Origin of the sequence: Curtobacterium sp. MCPF17_047 (assembly GCF_003234045.1) — a bacterium.
Lineage (GTDB): Bacteria > Actinomycetota > Actinomycetes > Actinomycetales > Microbacteriaceae > Curtobacterium.
This window is the reverse complement of the sequence record NZ_QKSF01000001.1, coordinates 290,751-309,473: the sequence shown is the minus strand read 5'-3', so window position 1 is coordinate 309,473 and position 18,723 is coordinate 290,751. Positions and strand designations below refer to the sequence as shown.

Here is an 18,723-nt window from a genome sequence, read left to right as displayed (position 1 = left end):
GCGTCACGATCAGGGCGCGGTCCGCGCCAGGGCCAGGTTCAGCTCGAGGACGTTGACCGTAGGAGCACCGAGAACGCCGAGCTGGCGAGCCTCGGTGTGCGACGCGACCAGGGCACGTACGCGCGACTCCGACAGGCCACGGGTCGACGCCACTCGGGCGATCTGCAGGCGCGCGTACGCCGGGCTGATGTCCGGGTCGAGGCCGGAGCCCGACGCGGTCACGGCGTCCGCGGGCACCTGGGAGGCGGGCACCCCGTCGACCTTCGCGATCGCGGCCCGGCGCTCCTCGACCGCCTTGGTCAGGTCGGGGTTCGACGGGCCGAGGTTCGACCCGGACGAGGCGTTCGCGTCGTAGCCGTCCTCGCCGGCGGCCGACGGGCGGGACTGGAACCAGCGGTCCGCGTCCTTCCCGGCGAACGACTGTCCGATCAGCGACGAGCCCACGGTCGTGCCGGAGGAGTCGGTGACCATCGAGCCGTTCGCCTGGTCGGAGAAGGCCGCCTGGCCGACGCCCCACACCGCGAGCGGGTAGGCGACGCCGAGCACGACGGTGGCGAGGACGGTGAGGCGGACAGCCACACCACTGGAACGGAGGAAGGAGCGAGTGGAAGTCATGACGAGAACCCCGGGATGAGACCGACGACGAGGTCGATGAGTTTGATGCCGATGAAGGGGACGATGACGCCGCCGAGCCCGTAGACGAGCAGGTTGCGGCCGAGGATCGACGACGCCGAGGCTGCGCGGTACTTGACGCCACGCAGGGACAGCGGGATGAGCGCCACGATGACGAGCGCGTTGAAGATGATCGCCGACAGGATCGCCGACGCCGGAGAGTGCAGCCCCATGATGTTGAGGGCCGCCAGTCCCGGGAACGCAAGCTGGAACATCGCCGGGATGATCGCGAAGTACTTGGCGATGTCGTTGGCGATCGAGAACGTGGTGAGCGCACCACGCGTGATGAGCAGCTGCTTGCCGATCCGGACGACGTCGATGAGCTTCGTCGGGTCCGAGTCGAGGTCGACCATGTTGCCGGCCTCCTTCGCCGCGGTCGTCCCGGTGTTCATCGCCACCCCGACGTCCGCCTGCGCCAGGGCCGGGGCGTCGTTCGTGCCGTCGCCGGTCATCGCGACGAGGTTGCCGCCCTCCTGCTCCCGGCGGATCAGCGCGAGCTTGTCCTCCGGGGTGGCCTCGGCGAGGTAGTCGTCGACGCCGGCCTCGGCCGCGATGGCCTTGGCGGTGCGCGGGTTGTCGCCGGTGATCATCACGGTGCGGATGCCCATGCTGCGGAGCTCGGTGAACCGCTCGGCCAGGCCGTCCTTGACGACGTCCTTGAGGTGCACGACGCCGAGCAGCTGGACCGTGCCCGAGGCGTCGCGGCGGCCGACGACGAGCGGGGTGCCGCCCTGGTCGGAGATCTCCGCGACGGTCGCGTCGATCGCGGCAGCAACACCGCCGTCGCCGGTGTCCGCCCAGGCCAGCACTGCGGCCGCGGCGCCCTTCCGCACCGAGGACCCGTCGGGCAGGTCGACGCCGGACATCCGGGTCTGCGCGGTGAACGGCACCTCGACCCCACCGGCCGGGAGGGACGTGGAGACCCCGGCGGCGAGCGCCAGGTCCACGATCGACCGGCCCTCGGGCGTCCCGTCGGCAGCGCTCGACAGCGCTGCCGCTTCCATGAGCGAGACCTCGCTCACACCCGGCACCGGCACGACTCGAGAGGCCCGTCGATTGCCGTACGTGATCGTGCCGGTCTTGTCGAGGAGCAGCGTGGTGATGTCGCCGGCGGCCTCGACCGCGCGACCGGACATGGCCAGGACGTTGTGCTGCACGAGCCGGTCCATGCCGGCGATGCCGATCGCGGAGAGCAGCGCCCCGATGGTGGTCGGGATGAGGCAGACGAGCAGCGCGATGAGCACCGTGATGCTGACGGTCGAGCCGACGAGTCCGGCGATGGGCTGCAGCGTGAGGCAGACGATCACGAAGACGATCGACAGTGACGCGAGCAGGATGTTCAGCGCGATCTCGTTCGGCGTCTTCTGCCGTGCGGCACCTTCGACGAGGCGGATCATCCGGTCGATGAACGTCTCGCCCGGGGTGGAGGTGACGCGCACCACGATCCGGTCGGACAGCACCCGGGTACCCCCGGTGACGGCGCTGCGGTCACCACCGGACTCGCGGATCACCGGGGCCGACTCGCCCGTGACGGCGGACTCGTCGACCGAGGCGATGCCGTCGACGACGTCTCCGTCACCGGGGACCACCTCGCCGGCGACGACCACCACGTGGTCACCCTTCGCCAGGTCGACCGAGGCGACGTCCTCGGTGCCGGCGGACAGCGCGGCCGGATCGGCGGCCGAGTAGCCGACGACACGGCGGGCCGTGGTCGTCGAGCGGGTCTTGCGCAGCGTGTCGGCCTGCGCCTTGCCGCGCCCCTCGGCGACGGACTCGGCCAGGTTCGCGAACACGACCGTCAGCCAGAGCCACACGGCGATCGCGATGGTGAAGGAGGACGGGACGGGCGTGCCGGAGTCGGACGCGCCTCCCGACCGGGTGAAGGGCTCGACGACGGCGGTGACCGTCGTCAGGGCGGCTCCCACCTCGACGATGAACATCACCGGGTTCTTCCACATCAGCCGGGGGTCCAGCTTCCGGAACGCACCCGGGAGGCCCGCCGCCAGTTGACGGGGTCCGAAGGCCGACGGGCGTCGGCCCGGTTGCTCAGCGGTGTGCTGCTCCGACTCGGGAGTCAGGGTGGTCATCAGGACAGTCCTTCTGCGAGCGGGCCCAGTGCGAGCACCGGGAAGTACGTGAGTGCGGTGACGATGACGGCGACGCCGCCCAGGAGCACGATGAACAGCGGCCGGTGCGTGGGCAGCGTGCCGACGGTCGCCGGCACCTTGTCCTGCGACGCGAGCGACCCGGCGAGCGCCAGGACGAACACCATCGGCACGAAGCGACCGAGCAGCATCGCGACGCCGAGCGCGGAGTTCATCCACGTCGTGTTCGCGGTGAGGCCGCCGAACGCCGAGCCGTTGTTGTTGCCGGCGCTGGTGAACGCGTAGAGCAGTTCGGACAGGCCGTGGTTGCCCGGGTTGAACAGCGACGTGCCGAGCACCTGCTCGCGGACGCCGGGGATCAGGAGCGACAGGGCCGTGCCGGTGAGCACCACGGTCGGGGTGACCAGGATGTACAGCGCGGCGAAGGTCATCTCCTTGGCGCGGATCTTCTTGCCGAGGTACTCCGGCGTACGGCCGACGAGCAGCCCGCCGATGAAGACCGTGATCACGGCGAGCACGAGCATGCCGTAGAGGCCGGAGCCGACACCGCCCGGGGTGACCTCGCCGAGCATCATGTTGACCAGCGCCATCATGCCGCCGAGCGGGGTGAAGCTGTCGTGCATGGCGTTGACGGCACCCGTGGACGTCGAGGTCGTCGCGGTGGCGAAGAGCGTCGAGCCGAGGATGCCGAAGCGGACCTCCTTGCCCTCCATGGCGGCACCGGCGGCGTGGGTCGCGGCTCCGCCACCGGCGAGTTCGGCGAGCGACATGGCCGACAGGGACGCCAGGAAGATGCCGCTCATGACGCTGACGATGGCGGTGCCCTGGCGGGTGTCGCCGACCATCTTCCCGAAGGTCCTGGGCAGTGAGAACGGGATGACGAGCATGAGGAAGACCTCGAACAGGCTCGTCCAGGCCTGCGGGTTCTCGAACGGGTGCGCGGAGTTGACGTTGAAGTAGCCGCCGCCGTTCGTGCCGAGCTCCTTGATGGCCTCCTGCGAGGCGACGAAGCCGTCCGGGATGTGCTGCGCGCCGCCGGTGAGCGTCGTGACGTCGGTCCCGGCGCCCCAGGACTGGATGACGCCGCCGGCGACGAGCACGAGCGCCGAGACGAAGGCCAGCGGCAGGAGCAGCCGGCCGGTGCCGCGGACGACGTCGACCCAGACGTTGCCGAGCGTGCCGGACCGCCGCCGGGCGAACCCGCGGACCAGGGCGACCGCGACGGCGAGACCGACGGCTGCGGACAGGAAGTTCTGCACCGCCAGACCGGCCATCTGCACGGTGTACCCGACGGTGGCCTCGGGCGAGTACGACTGCCAGTTCGTGTTCGCCACGAACGACGCCGCCGTGTTGAACGCGAGCGCCGGTCCCACGGCGGGCAGCCCGAGGTCGCCCGGCAACACCACCTGGATGCGCTGGAGCAGGTAGACGAGCAGCAGCCCGGCGACGCTGAACAGCAGCACGCCGCGCAGGTACGCGGCCCACGACTGCTCGGCGTCGGGGTCGACGCCGATCAGGCGGTAGACCCCTCGCTCGACGCGGCCGTGGCGGGAGCTCGTGAAGACGCGGGCCATCCAGTCGCCGAGCGGCCGGTGCGCCACGACGAGGAGCAGCACGAGGAGGGCGACCTGGGCGATGCCGGCCCAGGTCTGCGCGGCGCCCATCAGAACCGCTCGGGGCGGACGAGCGCCCAGACGAGGTACACGACAGCGGCGATGCCGAGGACGGCGGCGGCGATGGTGATCGCGATCACAGTCGCTCCACCCCCTTGGCGATCAGTGCCACCACGCCGAACACGGCGAGGACACCGGCGACGACGAAGACGTCGAACACGTGGGACTCCTGGAGATCGAGGTGCCCGCGGCAGACGCCGTGGACCGCACCGGTTGTGGTGCGGTACCGATGCTGCGTCCGGGGGCGGGCCTCCAGGCCGGTCCTCACGGTTCCCTGACGCCCGGTTGGGCGACACGTGCGGAGCGCTAACGGCCCCGTGCCGGCCTCAGCGGAAGTCGCCGACCTGGTTCTCGACCGGGACGGTGCCCTCGACGACGACGGCACCGGTGTGCGCGGTCGTGACGGTCTCGATGAGGACGATCTCGACCTCCTCGTCCGCGATCGGGTTGTGCCGGACGCCTCGGGGGACGACGTGGAACTGACCGGGCGTGAGCACGACCTCCTGGTCGTCGGGCAGCTGGATGCGGAGCCGGCCGGAGACGACGAGGAACATCTCGTCCTCGGCGTCGTGGGCGTGCCAGACCAACTCACCGAGCAGCTTCGCGACCTTCACGTACTGGTCGTTCACCCGCCCGACGACCCGCGGTGTCCAGTGGGCCTGGACCTGTCGGAGTTCAGCGGCGATGTCGATCCCGTGGAGAGCAGTCATGACCTGATCATCGACCCTGGAACGCCCGTCCCGCAGGTCGACGGCCCCAGCGATGGTGTCCTCTGGTTGGCGGAGTCGGACAGCAGCGCGCTGCCCGTCACGGCGGTCCTGCTCCGCGGGTCCCGGCCGCAGCGAGCCGCGCGGCCACCCGGACGGCCGCGTCCCGCAGGGGCGCGGGCGCGGTGACGGCGAAGTCGGCGTCGAAGCCGGCGAAGACCGCTGCGAGCGCAGTCCACGACCACGAGCCGGTCGTGAGTCGGCAGGTGCCGTCGCCGAGGTCCTCGAGGACGGCGTCCTCGGCCACGTACGGCGCGATGGTGTGTGCCGACACCTGCAGCACCGCCGTCCCGACACACGGCCAGGCCGAGCCACCACCACCCGAACCACCCGTACCGACCGTGCCGTCCGCGCCGTCCGCGCCGCGGAAGCGGGCCGCGACGAACGCCCCCGGGTCGCCGCCCGGGACGGCCCGGGGGACGAACGGGAGGCCCGTGGGCACCTTGGGCGCGATCCGGTCCACCCGGTAGGTGCGCCAGTCCTCCGCGTCGGTGTCCCACGCGAGCAGGTACCAGCGGCCGGCCCGTGCCAAGAGTGCGTGTGGTTCCACCCGGCGGGGTGGCCGGTCGTCCTCCGCTCCCGGCGGCCAGGCGGGCGTGTAGCCGAAGCGCAGGACGGTGCGGGTCCGTACTGCCTCGCTGACGGCGACCAGCACCGCGGGGTCGACGACGACGGCTCCGGGCGTGGTGACCACCTGGACGGCGTCGATCCGGTGCCGCAGGCGGGACGGCATCACCTGCCGGACGGTCGTGAGCGCACGGGCTGCGGCCTCCGCGATGTCGGCACCCGAGGCCGGTGCGACGGCCAGTGCGAGGGCGATCGCCACGGCCTGGTCGTCGTCGAACAGGAGCGGCGGCAGGTCCGACCCGGCCGAGAGCCGGTAGCCGCCGGCCGGGCCGCGGAGTGCGTCGACCCGGTACCCGAGCTCCCGCAGACGGTCGACGTCCCGCCGCACGGTCCGTGGGCTGACGTCCAGCCGCCTGCCGAGGTCGTTGCCCGACCACTCCCGGCGGACCTGCAGCAGGGACAGCAGCGACAGCAGTCGGGAGGACGGAGCGGGCATGACCCCGAGCATGCCAGGAGGAGCGGACAGGATCTGACCGCATCTGCCGCGATGCTGCTCGGGACGAGGCCGACCGGCGCTCGCACGACGACGAGGAGTCGACATGACCATCACCACCATCCCGCACGTGAACTTCGACGGACAGGCCGCCGCGGCGCTGGCGTTCTGGGGTGCAGCCCTCGGCACCGAGCCCGTCGTCGTGACGTACGGCCAGAGCGGCGCCGTCGAGGATCCGGCGTGGGCGGACCGCGTCGTCTGGGGCCAGGTGACCTCGGCGAGCGGCGTCCGGGTCATGGCCTTCGACGTGTGGCCGGGACAGCCCTACGACCAGGGCACGAACAGTTCGTACGTCTACCTGAGCGGCACGGACGAGGACGAGATCCGGGCGGTGTGGGCGGGCCTGCAGGAGGGCGCCGAGGTCCGACAGCCGCTCGGGCCGTCGGCGTGGTCCCCCCTGGCCGGCCAGCTGCGCGACCGCTTCGGTGTGGTGTGGGCCCTCGACGTGCCGGCTGCGCAGCAGCACTGACGACCGACGGCGGCGGATCGACGGCGGTACGGCACGGACGCGACCGCCGCCGATCCGTACGCTGACCGCATGGGGACCACGATCACATCCGTGACCATCGCCTTCGTCATCGCCGCCGTCGTCCCGGTGGTCGTGACGTCGGCCATCCGCCGGGGGGACCGGAAGCGGAAGCACCAGCGCGTGCTCGCCGGGGCGGCCCCGGACGCACTGTTCACCGTGCGGCCGAGACGGTGGCAGCGGGTCATCCTGCGGACCATCGGCATCCTGGTCATCGTCCTCGGCGGCGTGCTGCTGCTCGGTGCGGCCTCGACCACGGACGACCCGGACGCGTTGCCGATGGGCATCGCGGGCACTGTCGCTCTGCTCGGCGGGGTCGCGTTCGTCCTGCTCGCCAGTGCCCTGGCACGGACGCGGATCGATGCGCTGCCGGACCGGCTGATCGTCCGGAAGGGCTTCCGGACCGAACGTGAGGTGCACCACACCGCCATCGCGTCGATCCGGCCCTGGACCGGCCCGTACGGCGGGATCCAGGCGCGCGACCCGGAGGGGACCGTGCTGTTCGACACGGTGTCGATCGCCATCGGCTACCCCGATCTCGAGGCCTGGCTCGCCGAGCGGGCGCCGTGGGCATGGGTCGCGTACGCGGGGGCAGGCACCCCGGCGCCGAACTGGCCCGCAGCGGGCGCTGCGGCACAGGGCTGGCCGGCGCAGCGCGGTCCCGCCGAACCGTGGCCGACACCCGACGACACCGGGCGGGACATCCGTCCGCGCTGACCCCGGTCGAGTCCGACGCTCGTCGCTCAGCGCGCGGGCGTCCAGGTGCTGACGGTCACCGCCGCCGTCACCGTCTCCGGCGTGAACACCGTGTCCGCCGCCACGTGGTGGTGACTCGGCCCCATGTGCACCAGGTCGTGCACGGCCTCGGCGGTGAGTTCCATCGTCCAGGTCAGGTCCTCGGTCGAGCGCGGCGTGAACGCGGGTGTCAAGCTGTCGTGCAGCCGGCGTTCCTTCTCCGGGTCCACGCTGATCGTGGCGGCCGCGAGTTCCGCCAGGTGTCCGACCCGGGGCGTGACGACGACGAGCACGCCTCCGGGGTGCAGCACCCGGGCGTACTCGTGCTGGTTGCGCGGCGCGAAGACGTCGAGCACGACGGCGGCGGCGTGGTCGACGACCGGGAGGCGCTCAGTCACGTCCCCGACGACGGCACCGACGTGCCCGTGGATGCGTGCCGCGCGGCGGATGGCGACGGCCGAGAGGTCCAACGCGACCCCGAGCCTCCTGGCAGCATCGCCATGTGTCGTGCCGTCGAGCGCGTGCGCGAGGTACGTGCCCGGGCCGGAACCGACGTCGAGGACCACGCCGGGTGCGGTCGCGTCGGCGACCACGCTCGTGAGCGCCCGCTCGACCGGCGCGTAGTGACCGCGACCGAGGAAACGCAGCCGCGCGTCGACCATCTCCGGGGTGTCCGCGGTGAGTGCTCGGCGCTTCGCGGGCAGGAGCGTCAGGTGGCCCTGCTTGGCCTCGTCGTACCGGTGCCCGTTGCGGCAACCGGCCTGCCCCGGGGCGGTGCGGGCGAGCGGCTCGGTGCACACCGGGCACGCGAGCACGGGCAGCAGGTCGTCACGCACCGGTCCAGGGTACGGGGCGGCGGGACGGGTGGCCCGGTGCGGTGCTCGCGGTCGGGGAGCGCCCCGGGGGTACGGCCAGGGCCTGGCTCACACGGGTGGCCGCTGGCAGGATCGGTGGGGTGAAGACACTGGAGTTGCCACAGACGGACCTCACCGCCTCCGACGTGATCGTCGGGATGATGCGGATCAACGACATGAGCGACGAGGACATCCGTTCGCTCTACACGGCCTCGCGCGACGCGGGCGTGACGATGTTCGACCACGCTGCCGTGTACGGCGTCTGGCACGGCTGCGAGGAGCGCTTCGGCTCCGCGGTGACGCTGTCGTCCTCCGAGCGGGCCGACATCCAGCTGCAGACGAAGGTCGGCATCCGGCCGACGGAGCACGGCGCGTACTTCGACTTCTCGTACGAGCACATCCTGTCCTCAGTCGAGGAGTCACTCACCGCCCTGCGCACGGACTACATCGACGTGCTGCTGCTGCACCGCCCGGACGCACTCGTGGAGCCGGAGGAAGTGGCCCGTGCGTTCGACGAACTGCACGCCGCCGGCAAGGTGCACCACTTCGGTGTCTCGAACCACACCCCCGGGCAGGTCGAGCTGCTGAAGAAGTCCGTGCGGCAGCCGCTCGCGTTCAACCAGGTGCAGCTGAGCATCACCCACGCGAACGTCATCACGCAGGGCCTCACCGCGAACATGGGCGGGCTCGACCAGTCCATCGACCGCGACAACGACATCCTCAACTACTCGCGTCTCAACGACGTGACGCTGCAGGCCTGGTCCCCGTTCCAGAAGGGCTTCTTCGACGGCGTCTTCCTGGGCGACCGTGAGCAGTACGCCGAACTGAACGACGTGCTCGAGGAGCTCGCCTCGGCGCACGGCGTCACCCCGACCGGCATCGCGGTGGCGTGGATCACCCGGCACCCCGCGCACTTCCAGGTCGTCCTCGGCACGACGAACCCGCAGCGTGTGCGGGACTCGGCCGCCGGGTCCGACGTCGAACTCAGCCGCGAGGAGTGGTACCGCGTGCTCACGGCGGCGGGGCACACCGTCCCCTGAGTGGGCGGTCCCACCGCGGACGACGCGTCGGCGCAGCGCTCAGGGCGCTGGCGCGTCGTCCTCGTCGGGCTCACGCGGAGGCAGCGCTGCCGCGGGGTCCGCTGACCCGCCGGACACGACCTCGAACCGGATCCCGAGCGCGGCCGGGTCGTCGTCGAGCTCGAGCCCGTCGCCGCTGGGCTGCTCCTCGGGGATGGCGAGACCCTTCGACGGGTCGAACGCACTGCTCATCGACATCCGACGAGCATGCCCGACCGACCCGGGAGTCCGCGCAACGCGCGCTGGTCAGTCGCCGAGGTCGCCCGGGTGCAGACGGTCGCCGGGATGCGGGGTCCGGAACACCGGGCCGCCGCCGGCCGCGTCCTCGTCGTCGTGTCGGACCGGGGAGTCCCCGGGGTCGCCGGTCGCATCGGCGCCGGAGACGTCCGCCCCGGACGGCTCGTCAGCGGGGGGAGCCGCACGCGACTCCTCCACCTCGAGCTCGTCCTGGTCGGAGCCGTCCGGGGGAACGTCGCTGCCCTGCTGCTGGGGATCGAACGGTGCACTCATCGACATGGGTCGAGTGTGCTCCGCCCAGGTGGACAGCAGGTCAGCCTCGTCATTTGTTGTGGCCCGGTGCGTCTCCGGACTTCCCGGGACCGGTCGCCCCGCCCGGACCACTGTCGGCCGGGCCCTGCTGTGAGGTCGTGTCCGCCCCGGTGTCCAGCGGGTCCTGCACGGGCAGCGTCGTGTCGGTGCCCGGCACCGGTGCGGTCGTCGGCACCTGATCGGTGGGTTCGCTCGGCTCGTCCGACGGCTCCGAGGGCTCCTCGGACGGCTGTTCCTGCGTCGGCTCGGAGGGCTGCTCCGACGGCTGGTCGGCCGGCTGGCTCGGCTGCTGCTGGGCGGGCTCGCTGGACTCGTCGGACGGCTCGGAGCTCGGCTGGTCGTCGACCGGTGCGGTCTGCTGCGTCGATTCGCTGGGGTTCGGTGACGTGGTGTCGTCACGGTTGAACGCGAGGGCCGCGACGACGATGCCGGCGACCACGAGGACCGCCAGGACGATCAGCGGCACCACCCAGCGCTTCCGCCGGGGCTCGTCGGGGTCCGTGGCCAGCGGCCGGGCCGGACCAGCGGGCCCGCCCGCACGACCACCGGCGCCACCACCCGGACCGGCTGCTGCGGCTCCCGGCGTCCCGAGGACCGTGGTGGCCACGTCGTCGTCCGCACTCCGCGCCGGCTGGGACTGGGTCGGGAGCCGTCGGGTGGCGTCGTCCGGGCGGGAGGCTCCGTGCACCGGCATCGCGCGCGTCGCCTCGTCCGCGGATGCGGTTCCGGCACCCGCGCCGGCGGCGGCTGCACCGGCCACTCCGGCACCGGCGGCCGCGCGCGTGACTGCCCCCGGGCCTCCCGGCAGGAGCTGGGTGGCAGGCGCGACCTCGTCCCTGCCGAGTGCGCGGAGGCGCGCGGCAGCCTCGGCGGCGGACGGACGGTCCTCCGGGTGCTGCGCCGTCATGACGTGCAGCAGCGTGCGCCACGCCGTCGGCAGGTGCTGGTCGATCTCGGGCGCTCGGGCGAGTCGGGCGGTGGCGGCCTCGACCGCGCTGCCCGGGAACGCCTGCTTGCCGGTCAGGGCCTCGAGGAGCATGAGGCCGAGTGCGTACACGTCGGCCTCGCCGGTGACGGGCTGGCCGAGGACCTGCTCGGGAGCCAGGTACGCGGCCGTCCCGATGACGGTGCCGGTGCCGGTGACGCGGGCGGCGTCGCGGAGCAACGCGATGCCGAAGTCGGCGAGCTTCACGTGCTCGCCGTCCTGCTCCAGGAGGACGTTGGCGGGCTTCACGTCACGGTGCACGATGCCCTGGGCGTGCACGGCGGCGAGCCCCTCGGCGACCTGCGCACCCACACGGGCCGTGGTCGTCGGGTCGAGCGGACCCTCGCGGAGACGGGTGGCGAGGTCGCTGCCGGGGACGAGCTCCATCACGAGGAACGAGTCGCCGTCGACGTCGTCGAGGGCCGCGTCGAACAGGGTGACGAGGTTCGGGCTGCGGAGGCCGGCGAGCACGTGGATCTCGGCCTCGGCGCGCGCACGCTCACCGTGGTCGACGGGTCCGATGCGGAAGAGCTTGACCGCGACCTCTCGTCCGAGCTGCTCGTCGACGGCGCGGTAGACCGATGCCATCCCCCCGTGCCCGAGGGTGCCGGTCACCCGGTACCTGCCGCCGATCAGCCGTTCTTCCATGCCGGAAACCTACCGGGCTGACCTGACGAGGGCGCGCAGCCCCGTCACGACGGGGTCGGCTCGGCACCCCGGTGCAGCGCGGTCAGGGTGCCGACCGACGCACCGGTCGGGTCGTCACACGAACCACGTCGGTGGCACGGAACATCCGCACTCCCTGCCGCTCGACCTCATCGAGGATGCCGACGTCCTGGAGGCGCTGCACCGCGCTGCTCGCGGCTTGGTAGGTCTTGCCGGTCGCCCTGGCCACCATCGGGATCGTCACGAACGGGGAGCCGATCAGCGAATCGACCACGTCCACGACCATGCCGCGGAGTCCACTGTCCCGGATGCGATCACGGTAGCTCGACTGCACCGCGAGCAACGCAGTCAGGCGCTCGCCCGTGTCGACTGCCGACCGGTGGATGCCCTCCGCGAAGAGCGCTACCCACGAGTCCCAGTCCCCGTCCGCACTCACCGCTGCGAGGGCGTCCTGATAGCGCTCCCGTCGCGCTTCGAACCACGGCGAAACGCTGAGCAACGGTTCGGACAGGACCCTCGAGCGCATGAACTGCAGGACGATCAGCAACCGGCCGAGGCGACCGTTGCCGTCGTTGAACGGATGCAGTGTCTCGAACTGGTAATGCGCCATCGCCGCTGCGACTACAGGGTCGACGCGCATCTCGTCGGCGTCCGCTACCCACCGGAGCAGGTCGTCGACAGCGCTCCGGAGCGGCACGCCGGGCGGCATCGGCACGAACCGCGCGTCCTCGATCGCACCGCCGTGCGATCCGATGGCGACCGGGATGCTCCGGACGCGGCCGGCCTGGGCCGTGTCCGCACGAGTGCCTCGGACCAGGACCGACTGGAGCTCCTCGAGGAGCCCCGTGGTGACCGGCCGGTCGTGGACCCAGGTGAACCCCATCTCGGCCGACTCGATGTAGTTCAGCACCTCCGCGAGCGCCGCCGAGCGCTCTCCGGAACCCACGGCTTCGGCGGCGAGGACGTCGTCCAGAGGTGCGAACGTCCCTTCGAGTGCCGACGTGCTCTGCGCTTCTCGGCGCAGGGTCGGTTGCCGCAGGATCCCAGGGTTCGGGATGAGCGACGCACCCTGCTCGAGGGCACCGAGGGACCGGTTGGCCCGGGACACCACGGTCCACGTCCCGCCGGACAGCGACGGCGGATCGCCGAGGGGGTCCGGGACGAAACCGAAGTGGTCGTACCGTTCGCCGGTCCGCCCGTCGGTCCCCGCGAGGGGAACGAGGTGTCCGACTGGGCTGCGACGGAACCGCTCGACGTCCATCCTTCAAGTTTAGAGGCCGTTTCTTGAACCGCTGCCGCCGAAGTTCAAGTCGATCGCCGGGAACTTGAAATTACATGGGTGTAATTCAAGTTCTCAAGACGGGGTCGGCTCGGCACCCCGGTGCAGCGCGGTCAGGTACAGCCGGTGCGCGGTGACGACGAGCGCCAGCCAGGCGAGCCCGAGCGCCCACGCCGCCAGGACGTCGGTGGTCCAGTGGTGCCCGAGGAACACCCGCGAGACACCGACCGACAGCACGAACAGCGTCCCGACGACGATCGTCCAGACCCGGGCCACGACGCGGCTCTGCCGGAGGAGCAGCAGGTACACGATCGTGCCGACGACGACCGTGGCGTTCAGGGTGTGCCCGGACGGGAACGACGGCGAGTGCTCGAACGGCGGGACGGCGTCGGACAGCGGCGGCCGGGCTCGACCGATCAGGTCCTTGCCCGCGATCGTCATGGCCAGGGAGCCGGCACTCGCGGCGACGAGGAGCACGAGCGGCGTCCACGCCCTGCGTTGGATCGTCAGGCCGACCAGGAACAGCACGGCGACGATCGGCATCCCGATGGTGCCGGCGATGTCGGTCCACCACGTGACGCCCTGGTCGAGCGCGGGCGACCGGTGCGTGAGCATCCAGTCGAGGACGGGCCGGTCGAGCACGGCGACGTCGTCGGACTCACGCACGGCGTCGTAGACCTCGGAGGCCACCCACGTCGCGACCGCGGCGATGCCGATCCCGACGAGCAGGGTGAGCAGCAGCAGCGGGAGCGCCCCGTAGCGGCGGCCGAGTGCCGCCCACGAGTCGGCGACGCTCCGGCCGACCCGCGTGCGCCACCGGGTGAGGTCGACGTCGCCGACGGTGCGGTCGACGCGCTCGCGCTCGGCTCCGCCGATCACGGGTGGTCGGCCGCCGGGTGCGTGGTGCTCTTCCATCGGACCAGCCTGCCCGTCAGCGGCTGTGCGGGCACGGCCGGCCTCGACCGGGGCAACACCGCGGCAGCACCCGGGACCCGGTCGGGTCGCTACTTCGCCTGGTCGTACGACCGGACCACCGCGACCGTCAGCGGGAAGGTGACCGGGAAGCCACCGAACATGATCCGCCCGGCGTCGACCGCCGCGGCCCGGACCTGCTCGGCCACCCACTCGGCGTCCGCGGCCGGTGCGTGCACCACGAGTTCGTCGTGCACGAAGAAGACCATGTGCGGCCCGGACGTGACAGGCCCGTCGCTCCGCGCGGCCAGTCGGGTGCGCAGGCCGCCCATCCAGGACAGCGCCCACTCGGCCGCCGTGCCCTGCACCACGAAGTTCCGTGTGAACCGTCCCCAGCTGCGGGCCCGGGACTCGACGGCCCGCTGCATCGCGGGAGTGCCGTCCACGGAGTACGCCCGGTTCCGCGCCTCGAACCACGACTGCTCCGGCACCGGCGACGTCCGACCGAGCCGGGTCGTCACGGGTTCGCCCCGCTCCCCCGCCCGGGCCGCCTGCTCGACCAGGTCGAGCGCCCGCGGGAAGGCCCGGGCCAGCCGGGGCACGAACCGCCCGCCCTCGCCCTGCGTCGCGCCGTACATCGCGCCCAGCATCGCCATCTTCGCCTGCTGTCGGGTCTGCACCGCACCGGAGGCCACGACCCCGTCGTAGAGGTCCTGTCCGTCCCCGGCCGCGGCCATGTCGGTGTCGCCCGACATCGCGGCGAGGACCCGCGGTTCGAGCTGCGCCGCGTCGGCGACGACGAGCTCCCAGCCGGGGTCGGCGACCACCGCTCCGCGCACCTGCTTCGGCAGCTGCAGGGCCCCGCCGCCGTTCGCTGCCCAGCGACCGGTCACCACCCCGCCGACGACGTACTCCGGGTGGAACCGGCCGTCCTGCACCCACTCGTCGAGCCACGTCCACCCGTTGGCGGTGAGCAGGCGGTACAGGCGTTTGTACTCCAGGAGCGGTTCGATCACCGGGTGCTCCAACCGCTCGAGTTCCCACTTCCGGGTGCTGTCCACGACGAGTCCGGCCCGCCGCAGGGAGCGCAGGACGTCGGCGGGCGAATCCGGGTTGAGGTCGGGGTCGTCGAGTCGCTGCCGGAGGACCGCGGCGAGCTCCTCGAGCTTCCGGGGCCGCACCCCGTACGGCACCCGCGGGCCGAGGGCGTCGGCGAGCAGCCGCTCGTGCACGTCGGTCCGCCAGGGCAACCCGGCGTACTTGATCTCCGCGGCGACGAGCGCGCCGGCGGACTCCGCCGCGAGGAGCAGGCGCAGCGCTCCCGGCTCGCTCGCACCGGCCACCGCGTCGAGCTGCGCCCGGAGCTCGGCGACCGGGTCGAGGTCGTCGTCGGCCGGGGCGACCGTGAACAGGTCGTCGTCGAAGAGCGAGGCCTGCGTGGCGGGCGCGGGACGGGCCTCCAGAGCGGCGGCGGCGTCCCAGGCGCTCAGCGGCGCCTGCGCGAGGGCGGAACCGCGGGTGGCGAGGGCGGTGCGGAGCAGCCGGTGGCCGAGTCGGAGGTCCACGCATCGGGCCACGCGACCGCCCGCAGCCAGCACGGCCGGGTACCAGCGTGCGGTGTCGGACCAGACCCAGCGGACGCCCGGTCCCTCGTGTGCCGCGACGAAGGCCGGGAGGCCCGACTCGGTCAGGCGCACCGGCTCACCGTCCGACGTCCCCGCGTCCGTCAGCGGCGTCGCGGTGAGGCCGCCGTCGGCACGGGCGAGGACGATGTGCACGCCGACGATTCTGCCGTGCCCCACCGTCCTCGCCGCACCGTCACGCGCCGGTGGCCGCAGTGGCGGGCGCTCAGTCGCCCGGTCGGACGGCGGCGCTGTCGGCGATGTCGATACGGACGTCGCCGGACTCGGTCTCCTCGACCTCGACCCGCGGCGCCTCGTCGTGCTCGTCGGACCCCGACATCCGACGGAACGTGTCGTGTCGACGCTCCTCGAAGGTCATGTCGACGCCGTCGTCCAGGTGGTCTCGGTCGGGTGCGCTCATGTCCGTGACGGTACGCCGACCGGAGCGGTGCCGGTGCGCTCCGACCAGTGCCCGCCGGCGGCCCAACGCTCCTGGACCGCACGCTGCAGTCGGCCGGTGGGCATCGCCTGACGCGCGGACGCCAGGTCGGTGCCGAAGACGAACTTCGCCATCGAGTCGTCGCCCTCTTCCACCGGTCCGTGCGGTTCGGGCGGTTCCGACAGCAGCGTGAACCGCGCCGCGAAGCGCGCCGTGTTCGACGACGGCCCCAGTACGGCCGCGACCTCCGGGTCGAGCAACCACGACGAGCACACGAAGGTGCCCACCGTCGTGTCCGGGTCGAGCCGTCGGAGCACCGCGGGCGCGGCCGCGAACGACCGGTCGCATGCGTCCGGGTCCAGCGGTCCGACCTCCGGCACGTGCACGCCCCAGGCCGGCGTCCCGTCCGGCAGGTGGGCTGCCCGCTCGAACTGGAGGCGCCCCACGGCCACCACGCAACCGGTCGCCACCTGCACGAGCCAGTCCAGACCCGTGCCGTCCAGGCCGTACCGGTCGATCTTGCGGTCCACGTCGGCGACGCTCGACGCGGCGTCCTCGGGGCTGCAGCCGTGGGCGACGAGCCACTGCTCGGTGACCGGGAGCACCGCGCGGAGGGCGGCGAGGAGAGCCGCCTCCCGACCCTCCGGGCCGAGGTGTCGCACGGCGTCCTCGAGCGCCGGTGCCAGGCCCGCGGGCTCGCCTGGCGAGCCGACGGCGGCGGTGAGGAGCGCGACGGGGTCGGGCCGGGCCTCCCGTCCGACGTCTGTCGCGCTCACTTGAGCCCGGAGGAGGCGAGACCGTCGATCACCCGGCGCTGGAGCACGATGAACATGATGAGCACCGGCGCCATCGCCATCAGGCTCGCCGCCATCAGCAGCGGGTAGTCGATGGTCCGGTCGCTCGACAGGGTGGCCAGGCCGGCCGCGAGCGGCATGTCCTCGGCGCGGGTCGAGACGACGAGCGGCCAGAGCAGCTCGTTCCACGACCAGAGCACGGTCGTGATCGCGAGCACGCTGATCGACGGTCGGGCGAGCGGCAGCATGATCCGCCAGAAGGTCTGGAACGGGTTCGCGCCGTCCATGCGCGCGGCCTCCTCGAGCTCGGCCGGCATGTTGAGGAACGCGGTCCGCATCAGGAACGTGCCGAAGGCGCTGAACAGGCCGGGGGCGACGATGCCGGCGAGGGTGTCGAGCCAGCCGAGCCCCTGCACGATCTGGTACTGCGAGATCAGGTACACCTGCGATGGCACCAGCAGGATCGACAGGACGATCCCGAGGATGAGGGCCCGTCCCCGGAACCGCATCCGGGCGAAGGCGTAGCCGGCCAGGGTGCAGAGCACGATCTGCGCCGCGGTACGGATCAGGGTCACCCAGATCGATGTGCCGAGTTGGCTGAGGAAGGGCAGGCGGTCGAAGACGCGGACGAAGTTGCCCCACTGCAGTTCACCCGGCCAGAAGGTCGGCGTGGGCGCGGTCACCTGGGCGTTCGTGGAGAGCGCCATGATGATCTGCCACAGGAACGGGAACGCCATCACGAACCCGCCGATGCCGAGCACGACGTGGATCCACCAGTGGCTGCCGCCGCGGCGACCGGGGCGGGCGTCGGCACGGACCCGGGTGCGGCTGGCCGCCTTCGTCGCGGCCGTCAGCTTGCTGCCGTGCGCCTCGATGATGCCGGTCATGACTGGACCCACTTCCGCTGGACCCGGAACTGCACGACGGTGATGATCCCGATGAGCACGAAGATCACCATCGCGATCGCAGCCGCGAAGCCCTTGTCGTTGTCGATGAACCCGGCGCTGTAGAAGTAGAAGACGAGGGACATCGTCTTCGGGATCACCGGGTTGGTGGAGCCGAGGATGGCGTAGAGCAGGTCGAACAGCTGGAAGCTCGAGATCGTCGTGATGATGAGCACGAAGAAGATGCTCGGTGTCAGCAGCGGCACGGTGAGCGAGTGGAACTGCCGCCACCGGCTCGCCCCGTCGAGTTCGGCGGCCTCGTACAGCTCCGGCGGGATGTCCTTGAGCCCGGCGCCGAGGATGATCATCGAGAAGCCGAGCGACGACCACAGCCCGACCAGCGAGACCGCGACGAGCGCGAAGCCCGGGGTCGAGATCCAGTACGGACCGTCGATGCCGAACAGCCCGAGGAACCAGTTCACGATGCCGAAGTCACCGTTGAACATGATGCGCCAGACCAGCGCGATCGCGGCGGGCATCGCCACGTACGGCAGGAAGAACAGCACCCGGTAGAACTGGGCGAAGCGCAGGCCCGGGGTGTTCAGCAGGCTCGCGAGCCAGACCGCGACCGGGATGCCGAGGAGCACGATCACCGTGTAGACGACCGTGTTGAACAGCGACTGGTACAGCTGCGGGTCGGACAGCAGACGCGCGTAGTTCGCGAACCCGGTGAAGCTCGACCCGCCGAACACCCCCCAGCTCGTGAACGAGTAGTAGAAGGTCTGCAGGATCGGCCAGATGAAGAACGTCCCGACGCCGATGAGCAGCGGCAGCACGAACAGCCACGGCCAGAAGCCGTCGGTGCGTGGGGCCCGCGTCGGCCGCGAGGGGTCGGCGGGGCGGGTCTCGGGCGGCGGGGACGCCTGCGCGGCATCGGGTCGCTGGGTGTGGATCGTCATCAGGTCGCTCCTCGGCCAGGGCGGTCGGATCGGGTGGTCCGGGTGGTGCTGGGTGCAGCGGGTGGTGCGGACGTGCGGGTGCCGGCCGGTCGGGCGTGGGGCC

The 18,723-nt window shown here is 72.0% G+C and carries 21 protein-coding genes; 3 read left to right on the top strand and 18 right to left on the bottom strand.

Going from position 1 to position 18,723, the window contains the following annotated elements:
- Positions 1-9: 9 nt before the first annotated feature.
- The 7 genes from kdpC to DEJ33_RS01550 form a co-directional block, all read right to left on the bottom strand.
- On the bottom strand, positions 10-615 hold the full coding sequence (gene kdpC / locus DEJ33_RS01575) for a potassium-transporting ATPase subunit KdpC (RefSeq protein WP_111078404.1): 606 nt from the start codon (positions 613-615) through the stop codon (positions 10-12).
- Positions 612-2,759 carry a potassium-transporting ATPase subunit KdpB gene (gene kdpB / locus DEJ33_RS01570; protein ID WP_111194161.1) on the bottom strand — a complete coding sequence of 716 codons (2,148 nt, stop codon included), beginning with the start codon at positions 2,757-2,759 and terminating at the stop codon, positions 612-614. Before kdpB ends, kdpC begins: the two co-directional genes overlap by 4 nt.
- The gene (kdpA, locus tag DEJ33_RS01565) at positions 2,759-4,441 is read right to left on the bottom strand and encodes a potassium-transporting ATPase subunit KdpA (protein ID WP_111078402.1); all 1,683 of its coding nucleotides are present in this window, start codon (positions 4,439-4,441) and stop codon (positions 2,759-2,761) included. The genes kdpB and kdpA overlap by 1 nt, the downstream gene beginning before the upstream one ends.
- Entirely contained in the window at positions 4,441-4,530 is a 90-nt protein-coding gene (locus DEJ33_RS01560; protein ID WP_111043536.1) for a potassium-transporting ATPase subunit F, read from the bottom strand. Before DEJ33_RS01560 ends, kdpA begins: the two co-directional genes overlap by 1 nt.
- Entirely contained in the window at positions 4,527-4,718 is a 192-nt protein-coding gene (locus DEJ33_RS16810) for a hypothetical protein (RefSeq protein ID WP_111236908.1), read from the bottom strand. Before DEJ33_RS16810 ends, DEJ33_RS01560 begins: the two co-directional genes overlap by 4 nt.
- 58 nt (positions 4,719-4,776) lie before the next feature.
- Positions 4,777-5,160, bottom strand: a complete 384-nt coding sequence (locus DEJ33_RS01555) for a cupin domain-containing protein (RefSeq protein WP_111078401.1) — start codon at positions 5,158-5,160, stop codon at positions 4,777-4,779.
- Positions 5,161-5,257: 97 nt separating this feature from the next.
- Complete coding sequence (locus DEJ33_RS01550) at positions 5,258-6,280, bottom strand: YafY family protein (protein WP_111078457.1); 1,023 nt, start codon at positions 6,278-6,280, stop codon at positions 5,258-5,260.
- 103 nt (positions 6,281-6,383) lie between these two features.
- Here DEJ33_RS01550 and DEJ33_RS01545 point away from each other — a divergent pair, with 103 nt between their 5' ends.
- Entirely contained in the window at positions 6,384-6,806 is a 423-nt protein-coding gene (locus DEJ33_RS01545; protein ID WP_111078400.1) for a VOC family protein, read from the top strand.
- A 69-nt stretch (positions 6,807-6,875) separates the two neighbouring features.
- On the top strand, positions 6,876-7,580 hold the full coding sequence (locus tag DEJ33_RS01540) for a hypothetical protein (protein ID WP_111078399.1): 705 nt from the start codon (positions 6,876-6,878) through the stop codon (positions 7,578-7,580).
- 26 nt (positions 7,581-7,606) lie between these two features.
- Here the strand turns inward: DEJ33_RS01540 and DEJ33_RS01535 are convergent, their stop codons facing one another.
- Entirely contained in the window at positions 7,607-8,434 is an 828-nt protein-coding gene (locus DEJ33_RS01535) for a putative RNA methyltransferase (protein WP_111078398.1), read from the bottom strand.
- A gap of 119 nt (positions 8,435-8,553) precedes the next feature.
- Between DEJ33_RS01535 and DEJ33_RS01530 the strand changes: the two genes are divergently transcribed.
- A complete protein-coding gene (locus tag DEJ33_RS01530) occupies positions 8,554-9,492 on the top strand; it encodes an aldo/keto reductase family oxidoreductase (RefSeq protein WP_110903629.1) in 939 nt (312 codons plus the stop codon).
- A 39-nt stretch (positions 9,493-9,531) separates the two neighbouring features.
- Here DEJ33_RS01530 and DEJ33_RS01525 read toward each other — a convergent pair whose 3' ends face one another.
- The 10 genes from DEJ33_RS01525 to DEJ33_RS01480 all read right to left on the bottom strand — a co-directional run bounded on the left by DEJ33_RS01525 (position 9,532) and on the right by DEJ33_RS01480 (position 18,620).
- Positions 9,532-9,723, bottom strand: a complete 192-nt coding sequence (locus DEJ33_RS01525; RefSeq protein ID WP_146244490.1) for a hypothetical protein — start codon at positions 9,721-9,723, stop codon at positions 9,532-9,534.
- A 54-nt stretch (positions 9,724-9,777) separates the two neighbouring features.
- The gene (locus DEJ33_RS01520) at positions 9,778-10,047 is read right to left on the bottom strand and encodes a hypothetical protein (protein ID WP_111194160.1); all 270 of its coding nucleotides are present in this window, start codon (positions 10,045-10,047) and stop codon (positions 9,778-9,780) included.
- A 43-nt stretch (positions 10,048-10,090) separates the two neighbouring features.
- Positions 10,091-11,713, bottom strand: a complete 1,623-nt coding sequence (locus DEJ33_RS01515; protein WP_111194159.1) for a serine/threonine-protein kinase — start codon at positions 11,711-11,713, stop codon at positions 10,091-10,093.
- An 82-nt stretch (positions 11,714-11,795) separates the two neighbouring features.
- The gene (locus tag DEJ33_RS01510; protein ID WP_111194158.1) at positions 11,796-12,992 is read right to left on the bottom strand and encodes a Fic family protein; all 1,197 of its coding nucleotides are present in this window, start codon (positions 12,990-12,992) and stop codon (positions 11,796-11,798) included.
- A gap of 93 nt (positions 12,993-13,085) precedes the next feature.
- On the bottom strand, positions 13,086-13,925 hold the full coding sequence (locus DEJ33_RS01505) for a phosphatase PAP2 family protein (protein WP_111194157.1): 840 nt from the start codon (positions 13,923-13,925) through the stop codon (positions 13,086-13,088).
- An 89-nt stretch (positions 13,926-14,014) separates the two neighbouring features.
- Positions 14,015-15,700 carry a bifunctional 3'-5' exonuclease/DNA polymerase gene (locus DEJ33_RS01500; RefSeq protein ID WP_111194156.1) on the bottom strand — a complete coding sequence of 562 codons (1,686 nt, stop codon included), beginning with the start codon at positions 15,698-15,700 and terminating at the stop codon, positions 14,015-14,017.
- A gap of 70 nt (positions 15,701-15,770) precedes the next feature.
- Complete coding sequence (locus tag DEJ33_RS01495; RefSeq protein WP_110903623.1) at positions 15,771-15,965, bottom strand: multidrug transporter; 195 nt, start codon at positions 15,963-15,965, stop codon at positions 15,771-15,773.
- A complete protein-coding gene (locus DEJ33_RS01490; RefSeq protein ID WP_111194155.1) occupies positions 15,962-16,759 on the bottom strand; it encodes a hypothetical protein in 798 nt (265 codons plus the stop codon). The genes DEJ33_RS01495 and DEJ33_RS01490 overlap by 4 nt, the downstream gene beginning before the upstream one ends.
- Positions 16,756-17,664, bottom strand: a complete 909-nt coding sequence (locus DEJ33_RS01485) for a carbohydrate ABC transporter permease (protein ID WP_258378060.1) — start codon at positions 17,662-17,664, stop codon at positions 16,756-16,758. The genes DEJ33_RS01490 and DEJ33_RS01485 overlap by 4 nt, the downstream gene beginning before the upstream one ends.
- Positions 17,661-18,620: a carbohydrate ABC transporter permease gene (locus DEJ33_RS01480; RefSeq protein WP_110903621.1), complete on the bottom strand. Its 960-nt coding sequence runs from the start codon at positions 18,618-18,620 to the stop codon at positions 17,661-17,663. Before DEJ33_RS01480 ends, DEJ33_RS01485 begins: the two co-directional genes overlap by 4 nt.
- Positions 18,621-18,723: the final 103 nt, after the last annotated feature.